Raw genomic sequence first — 24652 nt, forward strand, 5'->3', positions numbered from 1 at the left:
TTAACCTGATATGAAAAGTGTAAAATCAATCTTAGTTGCGGCGGTATTATTGTCTGCTGCACTGTTGTTCGGTGGAATACCGGGCGTATCGGAATGGAAGGTCCCCGGGCTATCGCCCGAACCAAGCTATGGGACGGAAGGGAAACCGATCCTGCTCACGGCTGTTACCACGAAAGCCGCGCCTGTGGAGACGCTGACGATACCGGTTATTGCTGACGCGTACTTAATTGGAAATGCCGCTAGTGCAGGAAGTAATTATGGAGCCAGGGAAATGTTGCAGATTAAGCGTACAAGTACAACTAGTCCTACTTATAATCGAACTTCCGTATTGAAGTTTGATCTATCCGATATCGACGAAAGTAAAGGACGTATCGTCAAAGCAGAGTTGCAGTTGTTTGCCAGTGGCTCTGATGCGATGACTAGCGCCAAAGCAAATGATTTTAAGAACACACCGTTTGTGGTAGCTTACTCCAAAGTAGATATTTGGGAGGAGATGGGTGTTACCTGGAGCAATTATGCCAGCTATGCTGATGTGGCCAGTGAAATAGGAGGAAAGGTATACGGGAGTTCTATTCCATTAGATAATAACAACGTAGTCGTTTCCGGTAGTCCTGCGACTTGGGATATCACGGAGGCATTACGACAAGACTACTTCAACGATTTCAGAAAATTGCTATCTCTTGTTGTGACCTCATCTCCTGCTACAGGATCAAACTGGTCCATTTACTTCCATAGTAGGGAGAATGGAAATCCGGCTTATGTACCACGGATTGTGATTACTCAGGACGCTGAACAGCCCTTTACCGTGCCGGGGGATTTTGTACCTACTGTATACGATGAGATCATGGAAAATATCCGTACGGTACTGTACGAGGAAGCAGGAAATTGGAATACCATCAGCTCAAGCGCACAGGGCTACCTGGATGACATGAATGCAGACGGCTCGTGGCCGGGACTGAGTTATACAGGCGATGTACCTACTGCACATCTGGATCGGTTGAAGACCATGGCCTTGGCCTATACCAATGATCAGAGTTCGCTCTATGGCAATGATGAGCTATATACAGCTATCGTCAACGGTATACAGTGGTGGTATGACAAAAATCCCGATCATAGCAACTGGTTTTATGATCAGATCGCCTATCCGCAGCGCATAGGTGAAACTTTGGTATTGATGCGCAACGGGAAGAAGAAGATTCCGTTTGCAGTAGAGATCGGCACGCTCGGCCGTATGGCGAGCAAGGGTGGTGCGCCGGATCAGGGCGGTTCGCAGGGCACGGGAGCCAACAAGATGAATATTGCGATGCATTGGATATACCGAGGCTGCCTGACCGAGGATCAGGCGGTCGTGGACAAAGGGGTACAGCAGGTGTTTTTGCCCTTAGCGTTTGTCACCGGTGAAGGTTTGCAACCCGACTACTCATACCTGCAGCACGGTATGCAGCTCTATATCGGTGGCTACGGTTGGGATATTGTCAATGTGGCGACCAAGGTCTCCTTGTATACAGTGGGTACGCCCTACGCGGAAGGAAACGCTAATCTGGATAACCTGGGGGCCTTTTTGCGCCAGGCATACCTGCGGGTTATACGGGGACAGAATTTTATGTTCAATGCCCTGGGACGTGGCGTGGCCCGGTCCGGCGGTATCAGTCAGTCGGGATTCGGTACTATGCTGAAGAGAATGAAGGTGGTGGAGCCTGCTTATACGTCGACCTGGGATGCAGCGATGGCTCGGTTGAACAAGAGCCAGCCGGCCGGATATGGAGTGGAGCCGCAACATACGCATTTTTACAGGGCGGACTATACCCTGCAGACCCGACCGGAGTATACCTTTGAACTGCGTACGGTATCCACCAGGACTCTGCGCAACGAAAACGGTAACGGAGAGAATGTCAAGGGATTCTTCCTGGCAGATGGCGTGACCTCGATCACAGTGACCGGTACGGAGTATTACAATATCTTTCCGGTCTGGAACTGGACCATGATACCGGGTACCACCACCCGCAAAAATTCGTCTATACCCAAGCCCGCACAATGGGGCACAGCGGGTGGTACGGAATTCGTCGGTGGGGTGTCGGATACGACACACGGTGTCAGCGTATACGATATGGTCGAAAGCTATACCCGGGCAAAGAAATCCTATTTCTTTTTTGAGGATGAGATCGTCTGCCTCGGAGCAGGCATCTTTACGACGAACAATGTTTCGGAGGAAGTCGTGACCACGCTGAACCAAAGCTTATTGCAGACGGATGTGATTACCTCCGAAGGGGGCACGGTCAAGACCTACAGCGGCAATACGACAAGTCTGGACTATGACAACAATCTGGACTGGGTCGTACAGGGCAATATAGGCTATATGCTGCCCGAGGGCGGACAGCTGGGACTCACCGCACAGCCACAGAGCGGCAAGTGGTCGGACATCAGCAGCGGACAGTCTACTGCTGTGCAGACGGAGGATGTGTTTACCCTGTGGATGAAACATGGTGTATTGCAGGCTGACAGCGATGCTAAATATGCATATATCGTCGTGCCAAATATCCGGGAAGCAGTCCAGATGCAAAACTATAAAGCGAAAGACAATATCCGTATATTGAAAAATGAGAAGACCCTTCAGGCTGTCAAGCACAAGCGCTTGGGGTTGCATGGGTTTGTTTTCCATGATGCGGCAGCTCAATTCACCAGCGATACCGTGAATATACAGGTGAGCAGCCCCTGTCTGTTGATGGTGCAGCCGATCAAAAGCGGCAAGCTACGGCTGCATGTCTCGGATCCGACAAAAGAACTGACACAAGTGACGGTGAAGGTCACCTGGCCGGGTTTCAACGGTACCAAAGAAGTGACCGTCAATCTGCCGACTACGGCAGCCCAAGCGGGAAAATCGGTGGTGGCTTACCTCGAAGAGGAACAGACCATGCCATTGGATATCGTGAGCTTCACGGGACAGCGGCAGGGCGAGACCGTCAAGCTGCAATGGCAGACGACGAATGAGGTCAATGTGAACAGGATAGAGGTATGGGTCAAAGAAGAAGGTATGATGCCGATATCCATCGGTCAGAAACCTGCCCTTAATCAGGCCACGGCCAATAACTATAGTTTTTTGGATGATAATCCGACGAACAATGAACGGTATTATCAACTGCGGATCGTGGACAATACGGGAGCGACGACTTATTCGGAGTATATCCGGATCCGCGCTTCTATCAACGATGATTATACAGAGAGACCTATACGTGCCGGCGAAAGTACACCCAGCGTGACAGCCAACGATTTTGTGGACGGTTCGCTCGCCATCATCGGTTCGCAGCCCGGAGAGTACGCGTTGAGCAGTACCAATATACCGGCAACGCTGACGCTGAATACTTCTACGGGTATCGTCGGTGCCAAGGCTGACGCCGCAAGCGGTACCTATACTTTTGACTATAACCTGTGTGCAAACGGAAATCCGGACAATTGCCTGACTGCGACTGTCAAGGTTAGAATACTCAACGAGTTGGCCGTCGAGCCGGATGATTTTAGGGCAATCTCCATCACCACCGGAACACCATCGCCCAGTATCCTCGAGAATGATACATACAATGGCAATGCTCTCATAGTCGGTACAGTACCCGGCACCGTGACCGTGAGCAGTACCGATCTGCCGGCCGGACTCAGTCTGAATCCCGCTACCGGAACCATCTCCGCAGGAGCCAATGCCGTGAATGGACTGTATACCGCCCACTACACGGTGTGTGAAAACGGAGCCTCGCCTGCCAATTGTGCAACCGTAGCTGTCAATCTCAAAGTGTTCGACCAACGGGTGGTCGTACTCGACGACGATTTCAGCAGTACACCTATCGGTGTGGGCGCATCTACGGCAAGTGTATTGGCCAACGATACGCACAATGAACATGCGGTAACTCTCGGGACGACTGCCGGTACTTTCACGCTGAGCAGTGACAATATTCCGGAGGGACTGCAACTGAACAGCATGACGGGCGTGATCACGGCTATGCTGGGTATACCGAGCGGTAACTATGATTTTGACTATACTATCTGTCTGAATGGAGAGGGCGATCTTGGCTGTGAGATGGCACACGTACAGGTTGTGGTGCGCAACGTATTGCAGGCTGTAGCAGACGTTACAGGATCGATCAGTGGCTATACAGGAGGAACATACAATGTCTTGGACAACGATACGTTCAATGGTGGGCCGATCCCAGCTGTAGGTACGACGCTGGCGATACTTGTTCCGGCAGTGCCTATCCGCGGAGGCCAGGTGCCCGTATTGAATACCGAATCGGGCGATATCGTTGTCGGTGCTCGTACTCCGGCAGGTCGCTATGAGATCAAATACCAGTTGTGTGAAGATGGATCATCGACTGAAAACTGTATGTGGACAACAGCGACTATCCTGGTGGAAGGGGCGGATCTGGACATCAGGGCAGACCATTTTGTGGTGGACCTCTCGTCCGACGTGTTTAGGACAGCAAGTGTCTTGGAAAACGATAAGCTGGGTGGAGCCGCACTGGTGACAGGGGAGTATGTACTCCAGCCGTTGGAATCCAACGAGAGTAGGTTGCGTATGGACAATACTGGTGTAATCACTGTGCCTACAGGCTTGCGAATGGGCGTGTATAGCTATCCGTATCTGGTCTGTGAGGTGATGAACCCAAGCAACTGCTCGCAGGCGATTGCGACCATCGAAGTGAGAGGGACTAACGAATTGTTTGTACCGAATATCTTCACACCAAACGGAGATGTAAAAAATCAATATTTTCATATCGTCGGTCTCGAAGCGTACGATCGTGTGGAACTGACCATCTTGAGTAAAGATGGGGATCGCCTGTATACGAATGCGATGTATGACAATCATTGGGATGGGAAAGGATTGGATAGTGGTACCTATCTGTACCTTGTCAAAGCCATCAGTGGTCAAGAGACGAAAACTATAAGGGGATATGTTACGATAAAACGTTATTAATGGTACTGAGACTGTCCGAAAAGAATGGTCTCCGTTAGAGATTATTCTTTTCGGACGGCAATTATACAATTGATCTGAAATGAAAATGATACAAAGAAATATAGTTATACTATTTTGTGCACTATGGATGACTGCGGATGTCTATGGGCAGCAGGAGCCTTCTACACAGTATATATTGAACAGCATGTCGGTCAACCCGGCTTATACGGGCTATAAAGAACAGTGGTACGGACAGCTAGGCGTGAGTAGTCAATGGTCAGGATGGGAAGGTACACCGTTTGCCAGCTCATTGGCGGTAGATGGGGTATTGGATCCGGTGGAAAAGAAGCATGGTGTCGGTCTACAGGTGACTAACGATCGGTTTGGTGCGGAGAGTGTGCTCAGTGCGTATGCAAACTATGCTCTTCGGCTGAAATTGAGTGCAGATGGCGACGAGCGCCTGAGTCTGGGTTTGGCGGCCGGAATCACGCAATACGGCCTGAATGGTGATAAATTTTCTTCTGTCGAACAGGACGATGCGCTTGTGCCTACTGATAAACAGACGACTATGCAGCCCGATTTACGTCTGGGGGTCTATTATCATAATCCACACTGGTTTGTGGGCCTGTCTGTACAAGATCTGTTCAATAGGGCGAAAAGTGAGGAAGGCCGTGAGTTTGTGCAAAATTCTCTTGGAAATACTTCACGTAATCCGCAGAGTTATCTGATGGGAGGAGCATTGGTACGATTGGCCAGCGATGTCGTGATGCGGTCCAGTGCTTTGATCCAAGAGGATTTTGAGCGACCCACGACATTGGATGTGAATACGGTATTGATATTCGGTGATAAATTGTGGACAGGAATAGGGTACCGTACAAAAGCGTACTGGTTTACACAACCTGATAACGTTGCTACGTCGAACACGGTAATCAAGCGGTCACGCTCATTGAATGCGATCTTATTGTTTGCCGTAAACCAAAAGTTCAGAATAGGATATTCCTACGATCATCAGTTGGGCAATAGGACGAGCGGTGCGAAAAGCGGTGTCCATGGAGTGACTTTGGGCGTTTCCTTCGGAAAAGGCCAACATCCGTTGGCAGGTCAGTATTTCTAAAGATAGATACCGCGTATGTTATGCACGGCATAACATACGCGGTATCTATCTTTCACAAAACATCTATCCTCTTTCCGTCCCATCCCACGGCCTTTACAGCGGTCGTTCCTCTCGGTGTCCGTACGGTTGTGGTTTTCACATCGGCTGAACCCGCTCCCCGAAAAGCAACCTTGATCAGTCGGTCTCCGGCATACGTCTCGAAAGCTACCGCGTTTTTCCACATGCTGTTGTCCACGATGATTTTATCTCCCTGTTTTTCGAAACCAATATCTTTCGTTCCGGAAATAGTCGCCTGATTTTTGTATATATCTACACTATTTGCGGTGAGATAATGCAGCACCGGTGTACTGGGCTTTGGATATTTTGATGCGTAGGATTTGACCTGCCGGATATCATCGGCGGTGATTTTCATTCGACCTACGGTATAATCATCTACGATCAGGTCGATAGGCGCCAAAATACCGGAGTATGCAAAGAAATCGGTGAGATCGAGTTGAGCAACATCACAGGCATTTTTGACAAACTCCAGTTGGTAATAGCTGTTCTGTTCGGCCTTAATCACGGGGTTGTCTATAGCCTTGATAAAAATATCTCCATAAAAATCCCTGTTGCCCCATTCGTTACCTTCACCAGCCACAGCAAAATAGAGCTGTAACTGCCATAAAGGTACCAGCTTGACAAAGTGGTCGCCACCCCAATCCCGAGGGCGCTCACGTTTCCAGCGATCGGGGCCGGCCTGTGTGAGCCAGGGTTGATGGTGTACAAAAGCGGATTCCATATAGGCGGTGATGCGGCCACCTATAGTGCGTTCGTCATAATCCTTCAGTTGTTCGCGCTCAAGTTTCGGATGGTTGGGGTTATATACATATTGTGTCCAGACCGAATATATGTTGTTGGTGACTTCTGTCGTACCCACCCACTTCATATTGGGGCGTACTTGGTTGACATGTCCGAACTCATGTGCTACTCCCCAGGAGTTTTTGCGGAGAAGGGGGATATTAGCTACATTTTTCATGGTGTTGTTGTGGAATGCGGCACCCATACCGTCGGCGTGCATAAAGCCTTTCCAGATCACGCGCCCGAACATATGGTTCTTCGGCTCCCGGTGATATTTGACCAATCCCATCATTTCATGTTGTATGTGGATGATGGAGTCGTAGAGTTGCATGAGCTCTACACCTTTTTTGGGATTTTCTTTCTTTAAGGATTCTACGGCATAGGCGAGATGTACCTTTTTGCCCACCAGATCGACGACCGGGCCGTAGGTGTGAGCGAGTACCTGTTGATAGGCGGCATTGTCGTCCTTCGCAATGTCAAATACGCCATTGATCTTTCCGGAAAGGATGTGTACATCGATATCTGGATGTTCTTTGTTATCTGCTGTAAAATACTGAATATAACTATTCCCTTTGTTGGTGATCGTAAATCGGTTCAAGCCGGGGGAAAGAGGGTAGGTATTTTTTTTGAAATGCTCATCGTCCCAGTTGGCCACCACCAATGCGATCTGTTGCCCCGAAGTGCGGCCCACCCAGATTAGTGCCTCTTCGCCGGCGGGGAAATAGATGCCGGTTGGGTTTTCAAACTGCGAATAGGCGGTTGTTTTTTGTCGTGCGGAGAGCAGCTTGGGATCTAAGTAATTTGTATATGATTTATAACGTTGGGATAGGGGGTAATTGTGCTGATATATAGCTGTGGCTACTTCTTTTAGTACCGAATCTTGTATGGTGGAAATTTTTTTTGCCGAGGTCTTGCTGTCTAATGTGGTCAGATCTTCACGGCCAAATCGTTTCAGGTCGTTTTTGCTTTGAGAGAAAGCCAGAAAGCAGCCGGGAATGAACAGGCTGATCAAAAATAATTTTTTCATTGTCGATATATTGATTCATCATGAATTTAGATAAATCCATCCGAGATAGAAAGTGTTTTTGGAATGCAAACGGTTGCTTGAAATTCAGAATAATTCCTAATTATCCCCCCACACCCGTTGTAATACCTGTGCATCCTTTGTTAGCTGCGCTGTCTTATGTAAGACATTGCCGTAGGCTTTATACAACTTGTTATAGTATTGAATGTAGGTGTCCAGCAGGAGGTAGGTGTCTTGAAGTACGGCGAGGAACTGCTGGAGGTCCTTGTCGAGGGAAGCGACATCGACCTGCATATCGCTATGATGTTCGAAGACCGAATCAAGGACTTTGAAATGTAAGGGGTCAATAGGTTTTTCTCCCCGGCAGTAGGTGTCTGTGATCGTGATATACTCCGTATCGCGCTCGCCGATAACATCATAAAACCGTATCACCTTCCGATGTTGTTCATTGACATCGTTAAAGAAACTTCGCACTTCGACCTGAAACTTGACGTCCATTTCAAGATGTAGGTTTTCGCTGGAGAGGTCGACCTGCTCCTTATAAAAGCCAAGCATCTCGTTTAGCTCTTCTCGCTCTGCATCCAATTTGTGAAGGTCTATAAGGGCAAGCTGAACTTCGCCTTTTTCTTGTTCGAATAAGCGTTTCATGCGCCAGACCTGATCATGAGCCAGTCGGTACTTGTCCAAAGCAAGAGGCTCATGTTTTGTCATAAAGTTATTGTCGCGCAATTGATAGCTGATCGTGCGGAGTGGATGGTCTATTGTGATCGTCTTCATGTTAGAATATAGGTTTTAAACATACAAAAAAACAACGGTAATTGTCAAGTTTATATGTGTATGAGTTTGTAAATGTAAATAAACTATCTCGAGGCGCCGTCCCCCGAGATAGTTTAGAAAGTGTCAGACCACTACACAACGTACGGGGTCGCTGTAGTTGGGTGTCGGAATACTGCCGAGATAGGTTACCCGGAACTCGTATTCCTGCAGGTAGTCCAGATCGGAAATGGCTATTCTCGATTTGGTGCTGAGCACCTTCGTCCACTCGTTGAGACTATCTGCCTTGCGGAATTCAAATTGGTAGAATCTCGCCGGACGCCAAGTGTTGACGCGCAGCTGTATCGTATTTGTACCCGGGTGGGTGACCACTGCACGCAGGTCATTAGCCTTGGGCGATATCCCTATGCTTTCTGTGTGTTCTTTGCTGGGTATAAAACCCGCAGCCAACAGGATATTGGGATCCCCTTTGGCGACAGACTCGACATGTAGGGACAGGTCGTAGAGTAGTTCTTTTACGACGGTCGCCTGCTGGTTTTTGATGACCACCTGGCGCATGTCTCTAAAAGCGGCTTCCGATAGGGAAGCTGTGTAATCTGCGAGTGCTGTTTCCAATAGCGTTACTTTCTCTGTGGCGTCCGGGAATAGCGGTGCATTTTCCGTTACTTTTTTAACCACGTTGGAGGCGTACTGAACCAACTTTGCTTCGGTACCCGTTTTTGATGTTAGTACTGGCTTTGCCATAATAGATAAAATTTAAATTGTTTATAAAAAAATGAATTAACGCCTCAAATATAAGGAGGGGGCTTTCCTACGAGGGGGGCTATTTGGGTCAATTTTGCGTGCAACTCCGTTTTTTTGTGACCCAAATAGCCCCCCTGTCTCGATTTTTGACCCAAAACCGGTGTTTACAGCTCATGAAGGCTTATTTTTTGGTGAGTGGAGACTCACGGTTATGCATCACTGATGAGCCAAAATACATTACTGTTGACCCATCAGTGATGTGTTTTGAGGCATCGGTACAGTAAGATGAGGTATTCCATATGACTTTTGGAGCAGCATATCATACGGTTGAGCCAGCATTGATACCTATTGAATGGTGCGTGATATATGCGGAGACATCTGTACTGTAGGTTGATCCAGCCGCACTATGTGCTGCGTCTTCCGTGCATACGGTTGGGACAACACACTGTTGGGATCGGACATCCGTATCACAGGAAGGCTCATCGGTATGGTGGATTGAGTCAGAGTAGATGTGGTTTCGTCTAAAATATAGGACGTATGAGGCAACTGTATGCAGGAATCGGGTAGCGGTATATACTTAAGGATGTAAACGTGTCTTAAAACAGGCGTTTTAGTTGCATGCTGTCGCGGTATTGCAGTGGGCTGGTCTTAAAACGTTTGGTAAAAAGACGTTTGAAGTTTTTCGGACAGGCGAAGTTTAAAGAAGCTGCTATGGTTGAGATGGAGGTGTCCGATGTGCGGATGAGTTCCCTGGCTTCCTGAAGCCGAAACTCGATAATTTGTTCGGTGACCGATAGGGCTTTGTCCTGGAATGATCTTTTTAATGTGCTTTCGCTCACGTATAAGGCTTTGGCAACAGTTTCGGTATTTGTACGATCATCGTAGAAATTTTCTCGGATGTAATCAAGGGCCTTATAATAGAGCTCGATTTCATGGTCTGTCTTTTCCACAGAATGAGCTTCTATTTCCTGGAATACATGTTGAAAAAAGCGGGTGTTCCAGTTTGCCAGCTGGTAGTAGGTACTGAATGGCCGAAACTTAATCTGATGCAGGCTTTCCAGTACGCGTTTGACTTTGACTTTTAGGGCCACCGTACCAATGATATGATACATACTGTTGTTCGTTGTGGTGTCCAACAATGATTTCAGCTGCGTGTACTCTGCTGTGAGCTCTTGTAGCATGTGTCCCTCTATGCCCAATAGCATAAACCATGTGCTTTTGTTGGGTAAGAAGATTTTATGATTGTTCGTCTGTGTTTGGTAGCACAGCAGTTGATCTGTGGGGACTAATTGCAGGTTGTCCAATGTCACCGAAACTCCCGTACGCATATTGATGAGGAGCCAGAGATAGCTTCCTTGAGCCGTAACCTGCATCGATAAATCGGTGGTCAGCTGGGTATCTTTAAATTCAAACCAGCAGAAGTCTTTTCCACTGAAATAGCGGTAGGATAGATCTGTTTCGGGAAGAAAAGCTAAATAGCCATCGAAGGGTTTGTCATTATTATATGTAGCATCATCATCTGAAAATTGTACAAAACCGGTTTTACTCATGTTCATTGTTGGCTGTACGGGCAATATAATAAAAATGGGGTCCTTAAAAAAATAATCTGCTTACTGTTTGATACTTATAAAAATATTTTTACCTTTGCAATCCCTTATTGGGGAGAGTATGTCTTGAGCGAAGCCCTACTGCTTCGATGGACTTTAATTAATTTAATTTATAACATGTCAGGAATTATTGGTAAAAAAGTAGGAATGACCAGCCTGTTCAACACTGAAGGGAAGAATATCCCTTGCACAGTAATCGAGGCTGGGCCGTGCGTGGTTACGCAGATACGTACGGTAGAAAAGGATGGCTATTCCGCTGTTCAGCTTGGCTATGATGAGGCCAAAGAAAAGAACACGACAGCTCCTTTAAAAGGACACTTTGCGAAAGCAGGGACTAGTCCTAAGCGTAAACTAGTTGAGTTCAAGTATTTTGAAGACGAGAAACAACTAGGAGACACTGTAGATGTGACCATCTTTGAGGAAGGCGAGTATGTAGACGTGGTCGGTACTTCCAAAGGAAAAGGTTTTCAAGGTGTTATGAAGCGTCATGGATTTGGTGGTGTAGGTGGTGCGACTCACGGTCAGCACAACAGGCTACGTGCTCCCGGTTCATTGGGTGCTGCTTCTTGGCCGTCACGCGTATTCAAAGGAAAGCGCATGGCAGGTCGTACAGGTGGTGACAGAGTAAAAGTTCAGAACCTACAGGTTTTGAAGATCTACCCTGAGCAAAACCTTATCGTTGTGAGTGGTTCCATTCCCGGAGCTAAAGGTTCATTTGTAATCGTAGACAAATAGTAGAGATGGAAGTTAACGTATTAAATTTGTCAGGAAAAGAAACAGGTGCCAAGGTGCAGCTGCCTGAAGCGGTATTTGGTGTGAAGCCTAACGACCATGCGATTTATTTGGATGTGAAACAATACTTAGCGAACCAACGCCAAGGTACACACAAATCAAAACAACGTAATGAGATCGCCGGATCTACACGTAAATTGCACAAACAAAAAGGTACTGGTGGTGCTCGTGCGGGCTCTATCAAATCTCCATTGTTCAACGGTGGTGGTCGTGTATTTGGTCCTCAGCCGCGTGACTACAGCTTCAAATTGAATAAGAAATTGAAGCAATTAGCCCGTAAATCGGCATTGAGCTACAAAGCACAGGAAAATAATGTTTTGGTATTGGACGAAGTCAACTTCGATACGGTCAAAACTAAGAACTATGTCGCTTTTGTAAACGCCTTAAATGTAGCTGATGAAAAAACCCTATTGGTTTTACCAGCTTACAATAACAATGTTTATTTATCAAGCAGAAATTTAAAGAAAGCAAAAGTTATCGCAGCTTCAGATTTGAACACATACGATGTGTTGAATGCAACGAAGCTTTTGTTGACCGCAGATTCTGTTAAAACTTTGGAGGAAGCATTCGCTAAGTAATATGGAAATTATCAAAAAACCTATCCTGACTGAGAAAGCTTCATTGTTGACGGAAAAATTGAACCGTTACGCTTTCAAAGTAGATCATAGAGCAAACAAGATTCAGATCAAACAAGCTGTAGAAGAGATGTTCGGTGTAACGGTACTTGCAGTGAATACTGCGGTAGTAGCCGGTAAAGCGAAAAGCCGTTATACAAAAGCTGGTTTTGTATCTGGCCGGGCTCCTAAGTATAAGAAAGCCGTCATCACGATTAAAGACGGTGAAACTATTGACTTTTACAGTGTTATATAATAAAAATGGCAGTTAAAAGATTCAAACCGGTAACCCCTGGTACTCGTTTTAGAGTAGGTGCTGACTATTCAGACGTTACAACTAACGTTCCTGAGAAATCATTAGTCGTAGGCATTAACAAGAAATCAGGTGGTCGTAATAAGTCCGGTAAAATGACTATGCGTTATATCGGTGGAGGACATAAGAAAGTATACCGATTAATAGATTTCAAACGCGATAAAAAAGATGTCCCCGCAAAAGTAGCAACGATTGAATATGATCCAAACCGTACTGCACGTATTGCATTATTGCATTATGCTGACGGTGAGAAACGTTATATCATCGCGCCTGCCGGCTTGACAGTAGGTCAGACGGTGGTAGCTGGTGATCACGTTGCTCCTGAAGTAGGTAATACGTTGCCTTTGGCAAATATTCCATTGGGTTCTATTATTCACAATATTGAGCTCAATCCTGGTCAAGGCGGTTCTATCGCTCGTTCAGCCGGTACCTATGCGCAGTTATCTGCACGTGATGGTAAGTATGCTATTATTAAGCTACCTTCCGGTGAAACACGGATGATCCTGTTGACTTGTGTAGCGACTATCGGTTCGGTATCGAATGCAGAGAAAGCGAACCAGGTATTAGGTAAAGCAGGTCGTAAACGCCACTTGGGTCGTCGACCACGTGTACGTGGTGTAGCGATGAACCCGGTCGATCACCCTATGGGTGGTGGGGAAGGCCGTACTTCGGGAGGTCACCCGCGTTCACGTACAGGTGTGTTAGCTAAAGGCTTTAAAACACGTGAAAAGAAAAAAATATCGAATCGTTACATCATTGAAAGAAGGAAAAAATAATGGCTCGTTCAATTAAAAAAGGTCCTTATATCGATCACAACTTAGAAAGAAAAGTTCTTTCTCAGAATGAAACCAATAAAAAGTCGGTTATTAAGACATGGTCTCGCAGATCAATGATTTCACCTGATTTTGTTGGCCATACCTTCGCAGTGCACAATGGGAATAAATTTATCCCCGTTTATGTAACAGAGAATATGGTTGGTCACAAGCTTGGTGAGTTTGCGCCTACGCGTACATTCAGAGGCCACGCAGAAAAGAAAAAATAATAGGTAATGGAAGCAACAAAAAAACTCAAAAAGTCTGTCTTAATCAGGCAGCGTAAAGAGCAGGAAAAAGCTCAGGTAGGAGGAGCTTCTACTGCCAAATTATTGAACTGTCCTACTTCGCCTCGCAAGATGCGTTTGGTAGTGGATCTTATCCGTGGCGAAAAGGTAGAAACAGCTTTATATATTCTGAAGCATTCAGGTAAAGAGGCTGCAGCTCGCGTAGAAAAATTATTATTATCAGCGATCAAAAACTGGGAGGCTCATAATGAAGGAGCTTCACTGGAAGATAGTGCTTTGTTTGTTAAAGAAGTACAAGTAGGTGGTGGTCGTCAATTGAAAAGATTGCGCCCTGCCCCACAAGGACGTGGATACCGTATCCGCAAGCGTTCGAACCACGTGACGTTGGTAGTAGATAGTTTAAATAACGTTAACAACTAATTTATAAGTAAGAATGGGACAAAAAGCAAATCCAATAGGTAGCAGGTTAGGAATCATCAAAGGATGGGATTCTAACTGGTTCGGCGGAAAGAACTATTCCGATAAATTAGTTGAGGACGAAAAAATTAGAAAATATCTTTCTGTACGTATTGCTAAAGGTGGTGTAGCGAAAGTTGTTATTGAGCGGACCTTGAAACGTATCACGGTAACCATCCATACAGCCCGTCCGGGTATTGTGATCGGTAAAGGTGGACAGGAAGTGGACAAGATCAAGGAAGAGTTGAAGAAGTTGACGAAGAAAGACGTTCAAATCAATATCTTCGAGATCAAACGTCCTGAACTGGATGCTAAGCTGGTTGCAGAAGGTGTCGCTAAGCAATTGGAAGCACGTATTTCTTTCCGTCGAGCGATGAAAACGTCTATCGCGTCGACCATGCGTATGGGTGCTGAAGGTATCAAAATCATGTGCGCAGGCCGTTTAGGTGGTGCGGAAATGGCACGTACGGAGCAGTACAAAGAAGGAAGAATTCCTTTGCATACTTTCCGTGCCGACATCGATTATGCATTGGCGGAAGCGTTAACCACATATGGTAAGATAGGTGTTAAAGTTTGGATATGTAAAGGCGAAGTTTACGGTAAACGTGATTTGTCTCCAAATATCGGACAGACTTCCAATACGAAGTCACGTGGCGGACACGAAGGCGGCGGCGATCGTCGTGACAATCGTGGCGGCCGTGGTGGTCGTCGTGACAATGCCAACCGTGGTGGTGGTCATCGTGGTGCAAAGAAAGATTAATTAATAACAAGATTTGAGAATTGTTCCCGATCATATCGGGATTAAAAACAAAATACGAACATGTTACAGCCAAAAAGAACAAAGTTCAGAAAGATGCAGAAAGGCCGTATGAAAGGTAACGCTACACGTGGTGCAGAGTTGGCCTTTGGTTCTTTCGGTATCAAATCAATGGAAGAAGCATGGATCACTAGCCGCCAGATCGAGGCTGCTCGTATCGCCGTAACACGTTTTATGAAACGTGAAGGACAGGTATGGATCCGCATCTTCCCGGACAAACCGGTGACGAAAAAGCCTGCTGAAGTACGTATGGGTAAGGGTAAAGGAGCCCCAGAATATTGGGTTGCTGTGGTACGCCCTGGCCGTATGTTATTTGAAGCGGAAGGGGTACCTTTAGAAGTAGCTAAAGAAGCCTTGCGCCTTGCAGCACAAAAATTGCCGGTTCAGACTAAGTTTGTTATACGTAGAGATTACGTAGAAGCATAAAAATGTTGGTAATGTCAGTATACCGAGCCTTGTGGCCGTTACCCGCAAGGCTTCGATAAGTTATATTGATAACCCGACCCAATACTGAAATAAGATGAAATATTCAGAAATCGTAGAATTAACAACAGAAGATTTAGCAGTTAAGCTAGCAGAAGAGAAAGCTGCGCTAAACAAGTTAAAATTTGCACATGCTGTTTCCGCTATTGAGAACCCTAATGTTCTTCGCGCAGCGCGTCAGGCTATCGCTCGTATCTCCACGGAGTTGTCGAAGCGGAAAAATGCCGGTCAATCCGAAACAGCCGCTGAGGCATAAAATTTAAGTCGAAATGGAAAGAAATTTAAGAAAAACAAGAATCGGCTTAGTAGTTAGCAACAAAATGAACAAGTCCATTGTGGTGGCTGTAGAGCGTAAAGTGAAGCACCCTATCTATGGTAAGTTCGTTAAAAAAACTACTAAATTTAAGGCTCATGACGAAGAAAATACCTGCGGTATCGGCGATACGGTATTAATCATGGAAACGCGTCCGCTGAGTAAGACAAAGAATTGGAGATTAGTTGAAATTTTAGAAAGGGCTAAATAACATGGTACAACAGGAATCTAGATTAAATGTGGCCGACAATTCGGGAGCTAAAGAGGTTTTAGTTATCCGTGTATTGGGCGGTACGCGCAAGCGTTATGCATCTATCGGTGATAAAGTTGTTGTTACCGTGAAGAGTGCCTTGCCTTCAGGAAACGTGAAGAAAGGATCCGTTTCTAAAGCAGTCGTCGTTCGTACGAAGAAAGAAATTCGTCGTAAAGATGGGTCTTATATTCGTTTTGACGACAATGCTGCAGTATTATTAAATAACAACGATGAGCCGCGGGGCACACGGATTTTCGGGCCGGTTGCGCGTGAATTACGTGAGAAGCAGTTCATGAAGATTGTATCATTAGCACCGGAGGTTTTATAATTATGGCACAGAAAACAAAAACAACTCACAAAATCAAAATCAAGAAAGGTGATTTAGTGAAAGTTATCGCTGGTAACGCTAAAGGTGTTCAAGGAAAAGTATTAGAAGTCTTAGTGGATGCTAACAGAGCGGTTGTTGAAGGCGCTAACAAAGTAAAGAAACACACGAAACCCAGTGCGGCAAATCCAAACGGTGGTATCATCGAGAAGGAAGCGGCTATCCATATTTCAAATATAGCGTTAGTTGATCCTAAAACTGGAAAACCTACACGTGTGGGTCGCAGAGTGAATGCAGACGGGAAAATAGTTCGTTACGCTAAAAAATCAGGGGAGGAAATTAAATAATGGCTTACGCACCAAGATTGAAAGCGAAATATGCGGAGGAGATCCGTACAGCGCTTAAAGAAAAATTTCAGTATAAAAGCATTATGCAGGTTCCGAAGCTGGAGAAGATCGTTGTATCTCAAGGTATAGGAGCGGCTACTGCAGATAAAAAATTGATTGATAATGCTATCGGTGAATTGACGTTGATCACTGGTCAACAGGCTGTTCCTACGAAGTCAAAGAAGGATATTTCAAACTTTAAACTTCGTAAAGGAATGCCGATCGGCGCTCGGGTAACACTACGTGATAATAACATGTATGAGTTTTTAGATCGTTTGATTGCCGTATCTTTGCCTCGTATACGTGACTTCCGTGGTATCAATGATAAAGGTTTTGACGGAAGAGGTAACTACAATTTGGGTATCACGGAACAGATCATCTTCCCTGAAATCAATATTGACAAGATCAATAAGATACAAGGTATGGATATTACGTTTGTGACCTCGGCTAAAAACGATATCGAAGCGTTAGAATTGTTAAAGCAATTCGGTTTACCATTTAAAAATCAAAATACGAGCAACAATGGCTAAAGAAGGATTAAAAGCACGCGAATTAAAGCGCCAACGGTTGGTAGCTAAATATGCAGCAAAACGTGCAGCGTTGAAAGAAGCTGGCGATTATGTAGCATTAGACAAATTACCAAAAAATGCTTCGCCTGTACGGTTGCACAACCGTTGTAAACTTACAGGTCGTCCGAAAGGATATATGCGTCAATTCGGTATCTCTCGTGTGACATTCCGTGAGATGGCATTAGAGGGAAAAATTCCGGGAGTGAGAAAAGCTTCTTGGTAATTTAAAAAAAATATTTACTTTTGCCCGGATAAACCTATATCAGGTTTATCGGGTTTTTTCGTTGAAGTAAGTATACGCAAAATTTTATGAACCGATAATAGGTCCAAGGCTTTGGTCAGTCTGAGAAACCGTTATCACAATTTAAATACATAATGAATACAGATCCAATAGCGGATTACCTTACACGAGTAAGGAATGCCATTAAGGCCAACCACAGGGTTGTTGAAATTCCTGCATCGAACCTGAAGAAAGAAATTACTAAAGTTCTTTTCGATAAGGGTTACATTGCTAATTACAAATTTGTTGAAGAGGGCCCTCAAGGGTCTATCAAGATTGCATTGAAGTACAATCCCATTAGCAAAATTCCGGCTATTCGCACCTTGACACGTGTGAGTAAACCTGGGTTAAGAAAGTATGCAGGTGTTGACGACTTGCCTCGCGTTTTGAATGGTTTGGGTATCGCTATCTTGTCTACATCGAAAGGTGTTATGACAGATAAAGAAGCTCGCTTACAAAATGTGGGTGGTGAGGTTTTATGTTACGTTTATTAATCTAAGGAAAACACACAAAGAAGATGTCAAGAATTGGTAAAGCGCCTATCGCTGTTCCGTCAGGAGTATCGATAACTGTGTCCGATAAGAATTTGGTCACGGTGAAAGGCCCTAAAGGAGAATTAACACAACAGGTCGATAGTGATATCACTGTAAAACAGGAGGAAGGCAATATTATAGTAAGCCGTCCTACTGAGCAAAAGCGACACAAAGCATTACACGGACTGTACCGTGCTTTGATTAATAATATGGTAGTAGGTGTAACGGAAGGGTATAAAACTGTACAGGAGCTTGTCGGTGTAGGTTACCGTGCTTCTAATACCGGTAACACCTTGGAGCTGGCATTAGGCTTCTCACACCCGGTCGTTATCGTTCTGCCGGAAGAGGTTAAAGTCACCACAACAGCGGAGAAGGGTAAGAATCCTACTATTACATTGGAGTCTATTGATAAGCAATTAATTGGACAAGTGGCGGCAAAGATTCGCAGCTTACGTAAGCCAGAGCCGTATAAAGGTAAAGGTGTTAAGTTCCAAGGAGAAGTATTAAGAAGAAAAGCAGGTAAATCAGCTAAAAAATAATAACCATGGCAGGAAATAAAACATCTCGCAGAGAGCGAATTAAGAAAGGAATAAGAAAACACCTGACCGGAACAGCTGAGCGTCCACGTTTGTCAGTTTTTCGCAGCAATAAGGGTATCTATGCTCAGATCATCGACGATACAACAGGTACAACTTTAGCAGCGGCGTCAAGCCTTGCAAAAGATTTTGTAGCATCTGGAAATAAAATTGATCAATCGAAAGTTGTGGGTAAACTGGTGGCTGAAAAAGCAATTGCAGCAGGTATCAATAAAGTAGTTTTTGACCGTAATGGGTACTTATACCACGGCCGTGTAAAATCGTTGGCAGAAGGTGCTCGCGAAGGTGGTTTAGACTTTTAATTAGAGGAACAAATGGCATTAAGCAATATAAAAAGAGTAAAATCAAGCGAAATCGAATTAAAGGATCGCTTAGTAAGTATCCAGCGCGTTGCAAAGGTAACTAAGGGTGGTCGTACCTTCAGTTTTTCTGCTATTGTCGTTGTTGGTGACGAGAATGGTATTGTCGGTTATGGCTTGGGTAAGGCGAAAGAGGTAACGGAAGCTATCACTAAAGGTATCGATGATGCAAAGAAGAACTTAGTTAAAGTTCCGATTATCAAGGGTACAGTTCCACATGAGCAGTACGGTAAATTCTCCGGAGGACGTGTTTTGATTAAACCTGCGGTAGATGGTACGGGAGTACTTGCGGGTGGCGCGATGCGTGCCGTGCTTGAATCGGCAGGTATTAAAGACGTATTGGCGAAATCATTAGGTTCTTCGAACCCACATAATGTTGTGAAGGCGACAGTTGATGCATTGACAAGCATGCGTGATGCATATACTGTAGCTCAACACCGTGGTGTCGATCTAAATAAAGTATTTAACGGTTAATTATCATGGCAAAAATCAAAATCACCCAGATAAAGAGCGTTATCGACAGAAGCGAGCGCCAAAAGAAAACTATTGAGGCATTGGGATTGAAACGAATCAATCACTCAGTGGAAGTAGAAGCTACCGCAGCTATTATCGGAATGGTCCGTAAGGTAAACCATTTGGTTGCAATAGAAGCTATCTAAAAATATAGCTACGGAAAGAATTTCGGTTCTTTCCGTTAGTTGTTTATTCATTATTTGTTAATCGTTGTGACCTGTTTAGTGAAAGCGAAGGCACAACATAATCTTAGTTTACACAATGAACTTAAGTAATTTAAAACCAGCAGCTGGTTCAACAAAAGTTAGAAAACGTATTGGTCGTGGTCAAGGTTCTGGTCGGGGAGGAACATCAACAAGAGGGCACAAAGGTGCCGGATCCCGTTCAGGTAACTCCACGAAAATCGGTTTTGAAGGTGGTCAGATGCCCTTGCAACGTCGTGTTCCCAAGTTTGGCTTTAAGAACATAAATCGAGTTGAATATAATGGTATTAACCTCGATGTTTTGCAAGATTTGATTACCAAGCATAACCTGACACAAGTAGATTTCGATGTGTTGAAAGCTCATGGATTAGTATCTAAGAATGATTTGGTGAAAATTTTAGGCCGTGGTGAGCTTACTTCAAAAGTTGAAGTTAAGGCTCATGCTTTTTCAGCAACTGCACAGAAAGCTATTGAGGCAGCAGGAGGTTCTATCATTAAACTTTAATTCATGAAGAAACTAATCACAACTTTAACCAATATATGGAAGATAGAGGATCTTCGTAATCGTATTATCAATACGTTGCTATTTCTCCTTATTTATCGTATTGGATGTCACGTGGTTTTGCCAGGTGTTAATCCTGAAGCGTTAGTTACTGCTGGTCAGAAAGAAGGGCTATTAGGTATTATTAATATGTTTTCCGGAGGTTCATTCTCCCGGTCAGCGATTTTTGCGCTGGGGGTAATGCCTTATATCTCGGCATCTATCGTTATACAATTGTTGGGTATTGCTGTTCCTGCTTTTCAAAAGATGCAGAAAGAAGGAGAATCCGGTCGTACAAAGATGAACCAGATTACCCGTTATTTGACGTTGGCTATTACATTGGTGCAAGCTGTGGCCTATGTGAAGACTCAAATTGAGCCTTCAGCTCGGATTATTGCAGATCCAATGTTTACAATTCTTTCTTCTATTGTGTTGACGGCAGGTACGTTGTTTGTGATGTGGTTGGGTGAAAAAATCACCGACAAAGGTATCGGTAACGGTATTTCTTTGATTATTATGGTAGGTATCATTGCGCAGCTTCCAGCGGGTATATCATCAGAATGGGCGTCGCGCATGAGTCCGGGAGGAGGTGGTATTATTCCATTATTATTGGAATTTATTGCCTTGTTCTTTGTTGTGATCTTTACCATTTTAATTGTTCAGGGGGTACGTAAGGTGCCTGTGCAATATGCGAAGAAGATTGTGGGCAATAAGCAGGTAGGCGGTGTGCGTCAGTACATTCCTTTGAAAGTGAATGCGGCAGGTGTAATGCCTATTATCTTTGCGCAGGCAATTATGTTTTTGCCGATGTCGCTATCGCAATTTTTCCCAGGACTTCAATCCGATTTTTTAGCTTCCTTATCAAACTTTACATCGGTGCCGTATAATATAACATTTGCAATTCTGATTATTGCATTTACGTTTTTCTATACGGCGATCATGGTAAACCCGCAACAGATGTCTGAAGATATGAAGAAAAACGGAGGGTTCATTCCAGGCATCAAGCCTGGGCATGATACGAATTTGTTCATTGACAATGTCATCTCGCGTATTACATTTCCAGGTGCGATATTTGTGGCTATTGTAGCTATCTTACCTGCTATTGCCAGTGTGGTCGGAGTTAATAATCAATTCGCACACTTTTATGGCGGTACATCTCTTTTGATTATGGTGGGTGTGGTATTAGATACTTTGCAACAGATTGAAAGCCATTTGTTGATGCGTCATTATGATGGGTTGATGAAGACCGGACGGGTTAAAGGACGGTCAACAGCAAGTGTAGAGGGGTACGGACAGTCAGCAATTTAAGAGAGGCTTAAGCTTAGATGTCTAAGGTCATATATAAAACAGCCGAACAGATCGAGCAAGTGCGGGCATCAGCAGATGTCTTATCGCACTTGCTTGCTGAAATTGCAAAGGTTATCAAACCCGGGATTACGACGCTATCACTGGACAAGTTGGCCTATGAATATATTAAGGACCATGGTGGTACGCCGGCTTTTTTAAATTACCACGGTTTCCCTTATTCTTTATGTATTTCTGTGAACGATCAGGTCGTGCACGGTTTTCCAAGTGAGTATGTTATCGAGGACGGTGATCTTGTGTCAGTGGATGGTGGAGTGAATTTGAACGGGTATATCAGCGATTCAGCGTATACTTTTGGAGTAGGGGATATTTCGGAGGAAGCCCAGTTGTTGCTGGATGTGACTAAAGCGTCCTTGTATAAGGGGGTCGAACAGGCCGTAGCCGGAAAGCGCGTCGGCGATATCTCTTCCGCTATACAGGAGTATGTTACCGCTTATAATTTCGGAATAGTCCGCGAACTGGTTGGCCATGGTGTTGGGATAGAGCTGCATGAGAAACCGGAGGTTCCCAATTACGGTAAACGCGGTTCGGGGGTTAAATTGGAGCAGGGTATGGTTATTTGTATTGAGCCGATGATTAATGCCGGACGTGGGGGTGTCAAATTCTGGGACGACGGATGGACGGTCAGTACAGTAGATGGGAAGCTATCAGCGCATTTTGAGCAGATGGTTGCTATCCAAAAAGGAAAGCCGGATGTACTGTTGACCTTTGAACATGTAGAAAAAGTTTTGGACAAAAAGTAATTGGTTTCCAACATTTTTGTTTATCTTTGCACTCCTGTTTGTGCAGGCTATTGACAATATAAATTAGAAGAGTATATGGCTAAGCAAGCCTCTATAGAGCAAGATGGCGTTATTAAGGAAGCATTATCGAATGCGATGTTTAGGGTAGAGCTGGAGAACGGGCATGAGATTATAGCTCATATTTCGGGCAAAATGCGGATGCATTACATCAAAATATTGCCAGGAGATAAGGTAAAACTCGAAATGTCTCCTTACGATTTGACAAAAGGTAGAATCACATATCGATATAAATAAGATATTGCTCGTCAAGAGCTTTTTTAACGGATAAAAACAAAATGAAAGTAAGAGCATCAGTAAAAAAACGTAGTGCGGATTGCAAGATCATCCGTCGTAAGGGGAAGGTTTTTGTAATCAACAAAAAGAATCCCAAATTTAAACAACGTCAAGGGTAATTTTTTTAACAAGTAATCGCTTAGAATATTATATGGCAAGAATAGCAGGTATAGATTTACCTAAAAACAAAAGAGGTGTTATTGGCCTTACCTATATCTTTGGTATCGGCCGGACCACTGCTGCTTATATCTTGGATAAAGCAGGTATTAGTGAGGACGTGAAAGTCTCTGAATGGAATGATGATCAGCTGACGGCTATTCGGACGATCATCAATGATGAAATTAAAGTCGAAGGGGCTTTGCGTTCAGAGGTGCAATTGAACATCAAGCGATTGATGGACATTGGTTGTTACCGCGGACTACGTCATCGTAAACATTTACCTGTTCGTGGTCAACGTACCAAAAACAACTCACGTACACGTAAAGGTAAACGTAAAACAGTTGCAAACAAGAAGAAAGCTACTAAGTAGTAGTGCGATTTGAGATGTGTGCCTGCCTGCCGTAGGTAGGATTGCGATGCTCAAGTAACACAAAAGGATTAAATAAAAATCGGTAAGAGTAGAAGTAGAGATGGGATATCTCAATACACAATACTCAATACTCAATACTAAAATAGAAAATGGCTAAAACTAAAAAAGCTACTAAAAAGCGTCTCGTCGTTATTGAGCCTGTTGGCCAAGCTCATATCAACGCTACCTTTAACAACATTATCATTACGTTAACCAATAATCAAGGTCAAGCTATTTCTTGGTCAAGTGCAGGGAAGATGGGCTTTAGAGGCTCAAAGAAAAATACGCCTTACGCAGCTTCTCAGGCAGCCGGTGACTGTGGAAAGGTCGCTTATGATCTAGGATTACGTAAAGTAGAGGTTTTTGTTAAAGGCCCAGGAGCGGGTAGAGAGTCTGCAATTCGTACATTACAAACGGTAGGAATTGATGTGACGACGATAAAAGACATTACACCGCTTCCTCACAATGGTTGTCGTCCTCCAAAACGCAGAAGAGTTTAATTAAGTTATTGTTTTAAGATTAAGATTCGTCAGTTAAAGGCTGATAGATACTTCAAACAGAAAAAGAAATGGCAAGATACACCGGACCAAAGTCCAAAATTGCACGTAAATTCAGAGAACCTATTTTCGGTCCTGATAAGGCGTTAGAAAAAAAGAATTATCCTCCAGGACAACACGGTCCTTCAAGGAGAAGAGGAAAGCAATCTGAATACGCTGTTCAGTTGTTGGAAAAGCAGAAGGCAAAATATACTTATGGCGTATTGGAGCGTCAGTTCTCTAACTTGTTCCAAAAAGCTGCTTCAAAGCAAGGTATTACAGGAGAGATCTTCCTGAAATTATTAGAGGCCCGTTTAGATAACGTCGTATACCGTTTGGGTATTGCGCCTACACGTGCAGCAGCACGTCAGCTAGTATCTCATAAACATATTACAGTTAACGGCGATGTCGTTAATATTCCATCATACAGTCTTCGGGCAGGCGATGTTATCAGTGTACGTGAGCGTTCGCAATCATTGGAAGCTATTTCAAATTCAGTGGCTGGAAGAACAGTTAATAAATTTGGATGGTTGGAATGGGACGCGAAGAATTTGACAGGTAAGTTTATTAACTACCCTGAACGTGCAGATATCCCTGAGAATATTAAGGAGAACTTAATTGTAGAGTTATACTCTAAATAGTAATTGATAACGGTATACGAG

General features: G+C 44.5%; 34 protein-coding genes. 29 read left to right on the forward strand and 5 right to left on the reverse strand.

Annotation, left to right across the window (positions count from 1 at the left end; all coding sequences use genetic code 11):
- Nucleotides 1-10: 10 nt before the first annotated feature.
- Nucleotides 11-4960: a polysaccharide lyase family 8 super-sandwich domain-containing protein gene (locus tag G5B30_RS11435; RefSeq protein ID WP_165320125.1), complete on the forward strand. Its 4950-nt coding sequence runs from the start codon at nucleotides 11-13 to the stop codon at nucleotides 4958-4960.
- Between the two features lie 79 nt (nucleotides 4961-5039).
- Nucleotides 5040-6053: a PorP/SprF family type IX secretion system membrane protein gene (locus tag G5B30_RS11440; protein ID WP_165320126.1), complete on the forward strand. Its 1014-nt coding sequence runs from the start codon at nucleotides 5040-5042 to the stop codon at nucleotides 6051-6053.
- A gap of 52 nt (nucleotides 6054-6105) precedes the next feature.
- Here G5B30_RS11440 and G5B30_RS11445 read toward each other — a convergent pair whose 3' ends face one another.
- The 5 genes from G5B30_RS11445 to G5B30_RS11465 all read right to left on the reverse strand — a co-directional run bounded on the left by G5B30_RS11445 (nucleotide 6106) and on the right by G5B30_RS11465 (nucleotide 10988).
- On the reverse strand, nucleotides 6106-7917 hold the full coding sequence (locus G5B30_RS11445) for a M60 family metallopeptidase (protein ID WP_165320127.1): 1812 nt from the start codon (nucleotides 7915-7917) through the stop codon (nucleotides 6106-6108).
- A gap of 96 nt (nucleotides 7918-8013) precedes the next feature.
- A complete protein-coding gene (locus G5B30_RS11450; protein WP_165320128.1) occupies nucleotides 8014-8691 on the reverse strand; it encodes a hypothetical protein in 678 nt (225 codons plus the stop codon).
- Between the two features lie 123 nt (nucleotides 8692-8814).
- Nucleotides 8815-9432 carry a hypothetical protein gene (locus tag G5B30_RS11455; RefSeq protein WP_165320129.1) on the reverse strand — a complete coding sequence of 206 codons (618 nt, stop codon included), beginning with the start codon at nucleotides 9430-9432 and terminating at the stop codon, nucleotides 8815-8817.
- A gap of 345 nt (nucleotides 9433-9777) precedes the next feature.
- The gene (locus G5B30_RS11460) at nucleotides 9778-9915 is read right to left on the reverse strand and encodes a hypothetical protein (RefSeq protein ID WP_165320130.1); all 138 of its coding nucleotides are present in this window, start codon (nucleotides 9913-9915) and stop codon (nucleotides 9778-9780) included.
- 113 nt (nucleotides 9916-10028) lie between these two features.
- Entirely contained in the window at nucleotides 10029-10988 is a 960-nt protein-coding gene (locus tag G5B30_RS11465; protein ID WP_165320131.1) for a helix-turn-helix transcriptional regulator, read from the reverse strand.
- A gap of 168 nt (nucleotides 10989-11156) precedes the next feature.
- Here G5B30_RS11465 and rplC point away from each other — a divergent pair, with 168 nt between their 5' ends.
- From rplC to rpsD, 27 genes are all read left to right on the forward strand, one after another.
- Nucleotides 11157-11774: a 50S ribosomal protein L3 gene (rplC, locus tag G5B30_RS11470; protein ID WP_165320132.1), complete on the forward strand. Its 618-nt coding sequence runs from the start codon at nucleotides 11157-11159 to the stop codon at nucleotides 11772-11774.
- Nucleotides 11775-11779: 5 nt separating this feature from the next.
- Complete coding sequence (rplD, locus tag G5B30_RS11475) at nucleotides 11780-12409, forward strand: 50S ribosomal protein L4 (protein WP_165320133.1); 630 nt, start codon at nucleotides 11780-11782, stop codon at nucleotides 12407-12409.
- 1 nt (nucleotide 12410) lies between these two features.
- On the forward strand, nucleotides 12411-12701 hold the full coding sequence (rplW, locus tag G5B30_RS11480) for a 50S ribosomal protein L23 (protein WP_165320134.1): 291 nt from the start codon (nucleotides 12411-12413) through the stop codon (nucleotides 12699-12701).
- Nucleotides 12702-12706: 5 nt separating this feature from the next.
- The gene (rplB, locus tag G5B30_RS11485) at nucleotides 12707-13534 is read left to right on the forward strand and encodes a 50S ribosomal protein L2 (protein WP_165320135.1); all 828 of its coding nucleotides are present in this window, start codon (nucleotides 12707-12709) and stop codon (nucleotides 13532-13534) included.
- Nucleotides 13534-13800, forward strand: coding sequence for a 30S ribosomal protein S19 (gene rpsS / locus G5B30_RS11490; RefSeq protein WP_163872563.1), 267 nt, complete (start codon nucleotides 13534-13536; stop codon nucleotides 13798-13800). Before rplB ends, rpsS begins: the two co-directional genes overlap by 1 nt.
- 6 nt (nucleotides 13801-13806) lie before the next feature.
- Entirely contained in the window at nucleotides 13807-14238 is a 432-nt protein-coding gene (gene rplV, locus G5B30_RS11495) for a 50S ribosomal protein L22 (protein WP_206367093.1), read from the forward strand.
- Nucleotides 14239-14251: 13 nt separating this feature from the next.
- Nucleotides 14252-15034: a 30S ribosomal protein S3 gene (rpsC, locus tag G5B30_RS11500; RefSeq protein WP_165320136.1), complete on the forward strand. Its 783-nt coding sequence runs from the start codon at nucleotides 14252-14254 to the stop codon at nucleotides 15032-15034.
- Between the two features lie 60 nt (nucleotides 15035-15094).
- Complete coding sequence (gene rplP / locus G5B30_RS11505; protein WP_165320137.1) at nucleotides 15095-15517, forward strand: 50S ribosomal protein L16; 423 nt, start codon at nucleotides 15095-15097, stop codon at nucleotides 15515-15517.
- 94 nt (nucleotides 15518-15611) lie between these two features.
- Nucleotides 15612-15830 (forward strand): 50S ribosomal protein L29, encoded by a 219-nt coding sequence (gene rpmC / locus G5B30_RS11510; RefSeq protein WP_165320138.1) that lies wholly within the window; start codon nucleotides 15612-15614, stop codon nucleotides 15828-15830.
- Nucleotides 15831-15843: 13 nt separating this feature from the next.
- Nucleotides 15844-16098, forward strand: a complete 255-nt coding sequence (gene rpsQ, locus G5B30_RS11515; RefSeq protein ID WP_134091323.1) for a 30S ribosomal protein S17 — start codon at nucleotides 15844-15846, stop codon at nucleotides 16096-16098.
- Nucleotide 16099: 1 nt separating this feature from the next.
- Complete coding sequence (rplN, locus tag G5B30_RS11520) at nucleotides 16100-16468, forward strand: 50S ribosomal protein L14 (protein ID WP_165320139.1); 369 nt, start codon at nucleotides 16100-16102, stop codon at nucleotides 16466-16468.
- A gap of 2 nt (nucleotides 16469-16470) precedes the next feature.
- Nucleotides 16471-16812: a 50S ribosomal protein L24 gene (gene rplX / locus G5B30_RS11525; RefSeq protein ID WP_165320140.1), complete on the forward strand. Its 342-nt coding sequence runs from the start codon at nucleotides 16471-16473 to the stop codon at nucleotides 16810-16812.
- Entirely contained in the window at nucleotides 16812-17381 is a 570-nt protein-coding gene (gene rplE, locus G5B30_RS11530) for a 50S ribosomal protein L5 (RefSeq protein ID WP_165320141.1), read from the forward strand. Before rplX ends, rplE begins: the two co-directional genes overlap by 1 nt.
- Complete coding sequence (rpsN, locus tag G5B30_RS11535) at nucleotides 17374-17643, forward strand: 30S ribosomal protein S14 (protein ID WP_165320142.1); 270 nt, start codon at nucleotides 17374-17376, stop codon at nucleotides 17641-17643. The genes rplE and rpsN overlap by 8 nt, the downstream gene beginning before the upstream one ends.
- A gap of 149 nt (nucleotides 17644-17792) precedes the next feature.
- A complete protein-coding gene (gene rpsH, locus G5B30_RS11540) occupies nucleotides 17793-18194 on the forward strand; it encodes a 30S ribosomal protein S8 (RefSeq protein WP_317164340.1) in 402 nt (133 codons plus the stop codon).
- 23 nt (nucleotides 18195-18217) lie between these two features.
- A complete protein-coding gene (gene rplF / locus G5B30_RS11545; RefSeq protein WP_165320144.1) occupies nucleotides 18218-18772 on the forward strand; it encodes a 50S ribosomal protein L6 in 555 nt (184 codons plus the stop codon).
- The gene (gene rplR, locus G5B30_RS11550; RefSeq protein WP_410528444.1) at nucleotides 18769-19131 is read left to right on the forward strand and encodes a 50S ribosomal protein L18; all 363 of its coding nucleotides are present in this window, start codon (nucleotides 18769-18771) and stop codon (nucleotides 19129-19131) included. Before rplF ends, rplR begins: the two co-directional genes overlap by 4 nt.
- Before the next feature lie 12 nt (nucleotides 19132-19143).
- Complete coding sequence (gene rpsE, locus G5B30_RS11555; RefSeq protein WP_165320146.1) at nucleotides 19144-19662, forward strand: 30S ribosomal protein S5; 519 nt, start codon at nucleotides 19144-19146, stop codon at nucleotides 19660-19662.
- Nucleotides 19663-19667: 5 nt separating this feature from the next.
- Entirely contained in the window at nucleotides 19668-19847 is a 180-nt protein-coding gene (rpmD, locus tag G5B30_RS11560; RefSeq protein ID WP_165320147.1) for a 50S ribosomal protein L30, read from the forward strand.
- A 115-nt stretch (nucleotides 19848-19962) separates the two neighbouring features.
- A complete protein-coding gene (gene rplO / locus G5B30_RS11565) occupies nucleotides 19963-20409 on the forward strand; it encodes a 50S ribosomal protein L15 (protein WP_165320148.1) in 447 nt (148 codons plus the stop codon).
- Nucleotides 20410-20412: 3 nt separating this feature from the next.
- On the forward strand, nucleotides 20413-21753 hold the full coding sequence (secY, locus tag G5B30_RS11570) for a preprotein translocase subunit SecY (protein ID WP_165320149.1): 1341 nt from the start codon (nucleotides 20413-20415) through the stop codon (nucleotides 21751-21753).
- Between the two features lie 17 nt (nucleotides 21754-21770).
- On the forward strand, nucleotides 21771-22553 hold the full coding sequence (gene map, locus G5B30_RS11575; RefSeq protein WP_165320150.1) for a type I methionyl aminopeptidase: 783 nt from the start codon (nucleotides 21771-21773) through the stop codon (nucleotides 22551-22553).
- Between the two features lie 75 nt (nucleotides 22554-22628).
- Nucleotides 22629-22847 carry a translation initiation factor IF-1 gene (infA, locus tag G5B30_RS11580; RefSeq protein WP_079643278.1) on the forward strand — a complete coding sequence of 73 codons (219 nt, stop codon included), beginning with the start codon at nucleotides 22629-22631 and terminating at the stop codon, nucleotides 22845-22847.
- 41 nt (nucleotides 22848-22888) lie between these two features.
- Nucleotides 22889-23005 carry a type B 50S ribosomal protein L36 gene (gene ykgO, locus G5B30_RS11585; RefSeq protein ID WP_165320151.1) on the forward strand — a complete coding sequence of 39 codons (117 nt, stop codon included), beginning with the start codon at nucleotides 22889-22891 and terminating at the stop codon, nucleotides 23003-23005.
- A gap of 32 nt (nucleotides 23006-23037) precedes the next feature.
- Nucleotides 23038-23415, forward strand: coding sequence for a 30S ribosomal protein S13 (gene rpsM, locus G5B30_RS11590; RefSeq protein ID WP_165320152.1), 378 nt, complete (start codon nucleotides 23038-23040; stop codon nucleotides 23413-23415).
- A 149-nt stretch (nucleotides 23416-23564) separates the two neighbouring features.
- Nucleotides 23565-23954: a 30S ribosomal protein S11 gene (rpsK, locus tag G5B30_RS11595; protein WP_165320153.1), complete on the forward strand. Its 390-nt coding sequence runs from the start codon at nucleotides 23565-23567 to the stop codon at nucleotides 23952-23954.
- Nucleotides 23955-24022: 68 nt separating this feature from the next.
- Nucleotides 24023-24631 carry a 30S ribosomal protein S4 gene (gene rpsD / locus G5B30_RS11600; RefSeq protein ID WP_165320154.1) on the forward strand — a complete coding sequence of 203 codons (609 nt, stop codon included), beginning with the start codon at nucleotides 24023-24025 and terminating at the stop codon, nucleotides 24629-24631.
- Nucleotides 24632-24652 lie beyond the last annotated feature (21 nt).

It is taken from the genome of Sphingobacterium sp. SGG-5 (genome assembly GCF_011043525.1).
Lineage (GTDB): Bacteria > Bacteroidota > Bacteroidia > Sphingobacteriales > Sphingobacteriaceae > Sphingobacterium.

Coding starts and splice junctions, on each gene's coding strand:
- G5B30_RS11435 (WP_165320125.1), top strand. CDS start 11: ATGAAAAGTGTAAAATCAATCTTAGTTGCGGCGGTATTATTGTCTGCT.
- G5B30_RS11440 (WP_165320126.1), top strand. CDS start 5,040: ATGAAAATGATACAAAGAAATATAGTTATACTATTTTGTGCACTATGG.
- G5B30_RS11445 (WP_165320127.1), bottom strand. CDS start 7,917: ATGAAAAAATTATTTTTGATCAGCCTGTTCATTCCCGGCTGCTTTCTG.
- G5B30_RS11450 (WP_165320128.1), bottom strand. CDS start 8,691: ATGAAGACGATCACAATAGACCATCCACTCCGCACGATCAGCTATCAA.
- G5B30_RS11455 (WP_165320129.1), bottom strand. CDS start 9,432: ATGGCAAAGCCAGTACTAACATCAAAAACGGGTACCGAAGCAAAGTTG.
- G5B30_RS11460 (WP_165320130.1), bottom strand. CDS start 9,915: ATGAGCCTTCCTGTGATACGGATGTCCGATCCCAACAGTGTGTTGTCC.
- G5B30_RS11465 (WP_165320131.1), bottom strand. CDS start 10,988: ATGAACATGAGTAAAACCGGTTTTGTACAATTTTCAGATGATGATGCT.
- rplC (WP_165320132.1), top strand. CDS start 11,157: ATGTCAGGAATTATTGGTAAAAAAGTAGGAATGACCAGCCTGTTCAAC.
- rplD (WP_165320133.1), top strand. CDS start 11,780: ATGGAAGTTAACGTATTAAATTTGTCAGGAAAAGAAACAGGTGCCAAG.
- rplW (WP_165320134.1), top strand. CDS start 12,411: ATGGAAATTATCAAAAAACCTATCCTGACTGAGAAAGCTTCATTGTTG.
- rplB (WP_165320135.1), top strand. CDS start 12,707: ATGGCAGTTAAAAGATTCAAACCGGTAACCCCTGGTACTCGTTTTAGA.
- rpsS (WP_163872563.1), top strand. CDS start 13,534: ATGGCTCGTTCAATTAAAAAAGGTCCTTATATCGATCACAACTTAGAA.
- rplV (WP_206367093.1), top strand. CDS start 13,807: ATGGAAGCAACAAAAAAACTCAAAAAGTCTGTCTTAATCAGGCAGCGT.
- rpsC (WP_165320136.1), top strand. CDS start 14,252: ATGGGACAAAAAGCAAATCCAATAGGTAGCAGGTTAGGAATCATCAAA.
- rplP (WP_165320137.1), top strand. CDS start 15,095: ATGTTACAGCCAAAAAGAACAAAGTTCAGAAAGATGCAGAAAGGCCGT.
- rpmC (WP_165320138.1), top strand. CDS start 15,612: ATGAAATATTCAGAAATCGTAGAATTAACAACAGAAGATTTAGCAGTT.
- rpsQ (WP_134091323.1), top strand. CDS start 15,844: ATGGAAAGAAATTTAAGAAAAACAAGAATCGGCTTAGTAGTTAGCAAC.
- rplN (WP_165320139.1), top strand. CDS start 16,100: ATGGTACAACAGGAATCTAGATTAAATGTGGCCGACAATTCGGGAGCT.
- rplX (WP_165320140.1), top strand. CDS start 16,471: ATGGCACAGAAAACAAAAACAACTCACAAAATCAAAATCAAGAAAGGT.
- rplE (WP_165320141.1), top strand. CDS start 16,812: ATGGCTTACGCACCAAGATTGAAAGCGAAATATGCGGAGGAGATCCGT.
- rpsN (WP_165320142.1), top strand. CDS start 17,374: ATGGCTAAAGAAGGATTAAAAGCACGCGAATTAAAGCGCCAACGGTTG.
- rplF (WP_165320144.1), top strand. CDS start 18,218: ATGTCAAGAATTGGTAAAGCGCCTATCGCTGTTCCGTCAGGAGTATCG.
- rpsE (WP_165320146.1), top strand. CDS start 19,144: ATGGCATTAAGCAATATAAAAAGAGTAAAATCAAGCGAAATCGAATTA.
- rpmD (WP_165320147.1), top strand. CDS start 19,668: ATGGCAAAAATCAAAATCACCCAGATAAAGAGCGTTATCGACAGAAGC.
- rplO (WP_165320148.1), top strand. CDS start 19,963: ATGAACTTAAGTAATTTAAAACCAGCAGCTGGTTCAACAAAAGTTAGA.
- secY (WP_165320149.1), top strand. CDS start 20,413: ATGAAGAAACTAATCACAACTTTAACCAATATATGGAAGATAGAGGAT.
- map (WP_165320150.1), top strand. CDS start 21,771: ATGTCTAAGGTCATATATAAAACAGCCGAACAGATCGAGCAAGTGCGG.
- infA (WP_079643278.1), top strand. CDS start 22,629: ATGGCTAAGCAAGCCTCTATAGAGCAAGATGGCGTTATTAAGGAAGCA.
- ykgO (WP_165320151.1), top strand. CDS start 22,889: ATGAAAGTAAGAGCATCAGTAAAAAAACGTAGTGCGGATTGCAAGATC.
- rpsM (WP_165320152.1), top strand. CDS start 23,038: ATGGCAAGAATAGCAGGTATAGATTTACCTAAAAACAAAAGAGGTGTT.
- rpsK (WP_165320153.1), top strand. CDS start 23,565: ATGGCTAAAACTAAAAAAGCTACTAAAAAGCGTCTCGTCGTTATTGAG.
- rpsD (WP_165320154.1), top strand. CDS start 24,023: ATGGCAAGATACACCGGACCAAAGTCCAAAATTGCACGTAAATTCAGA.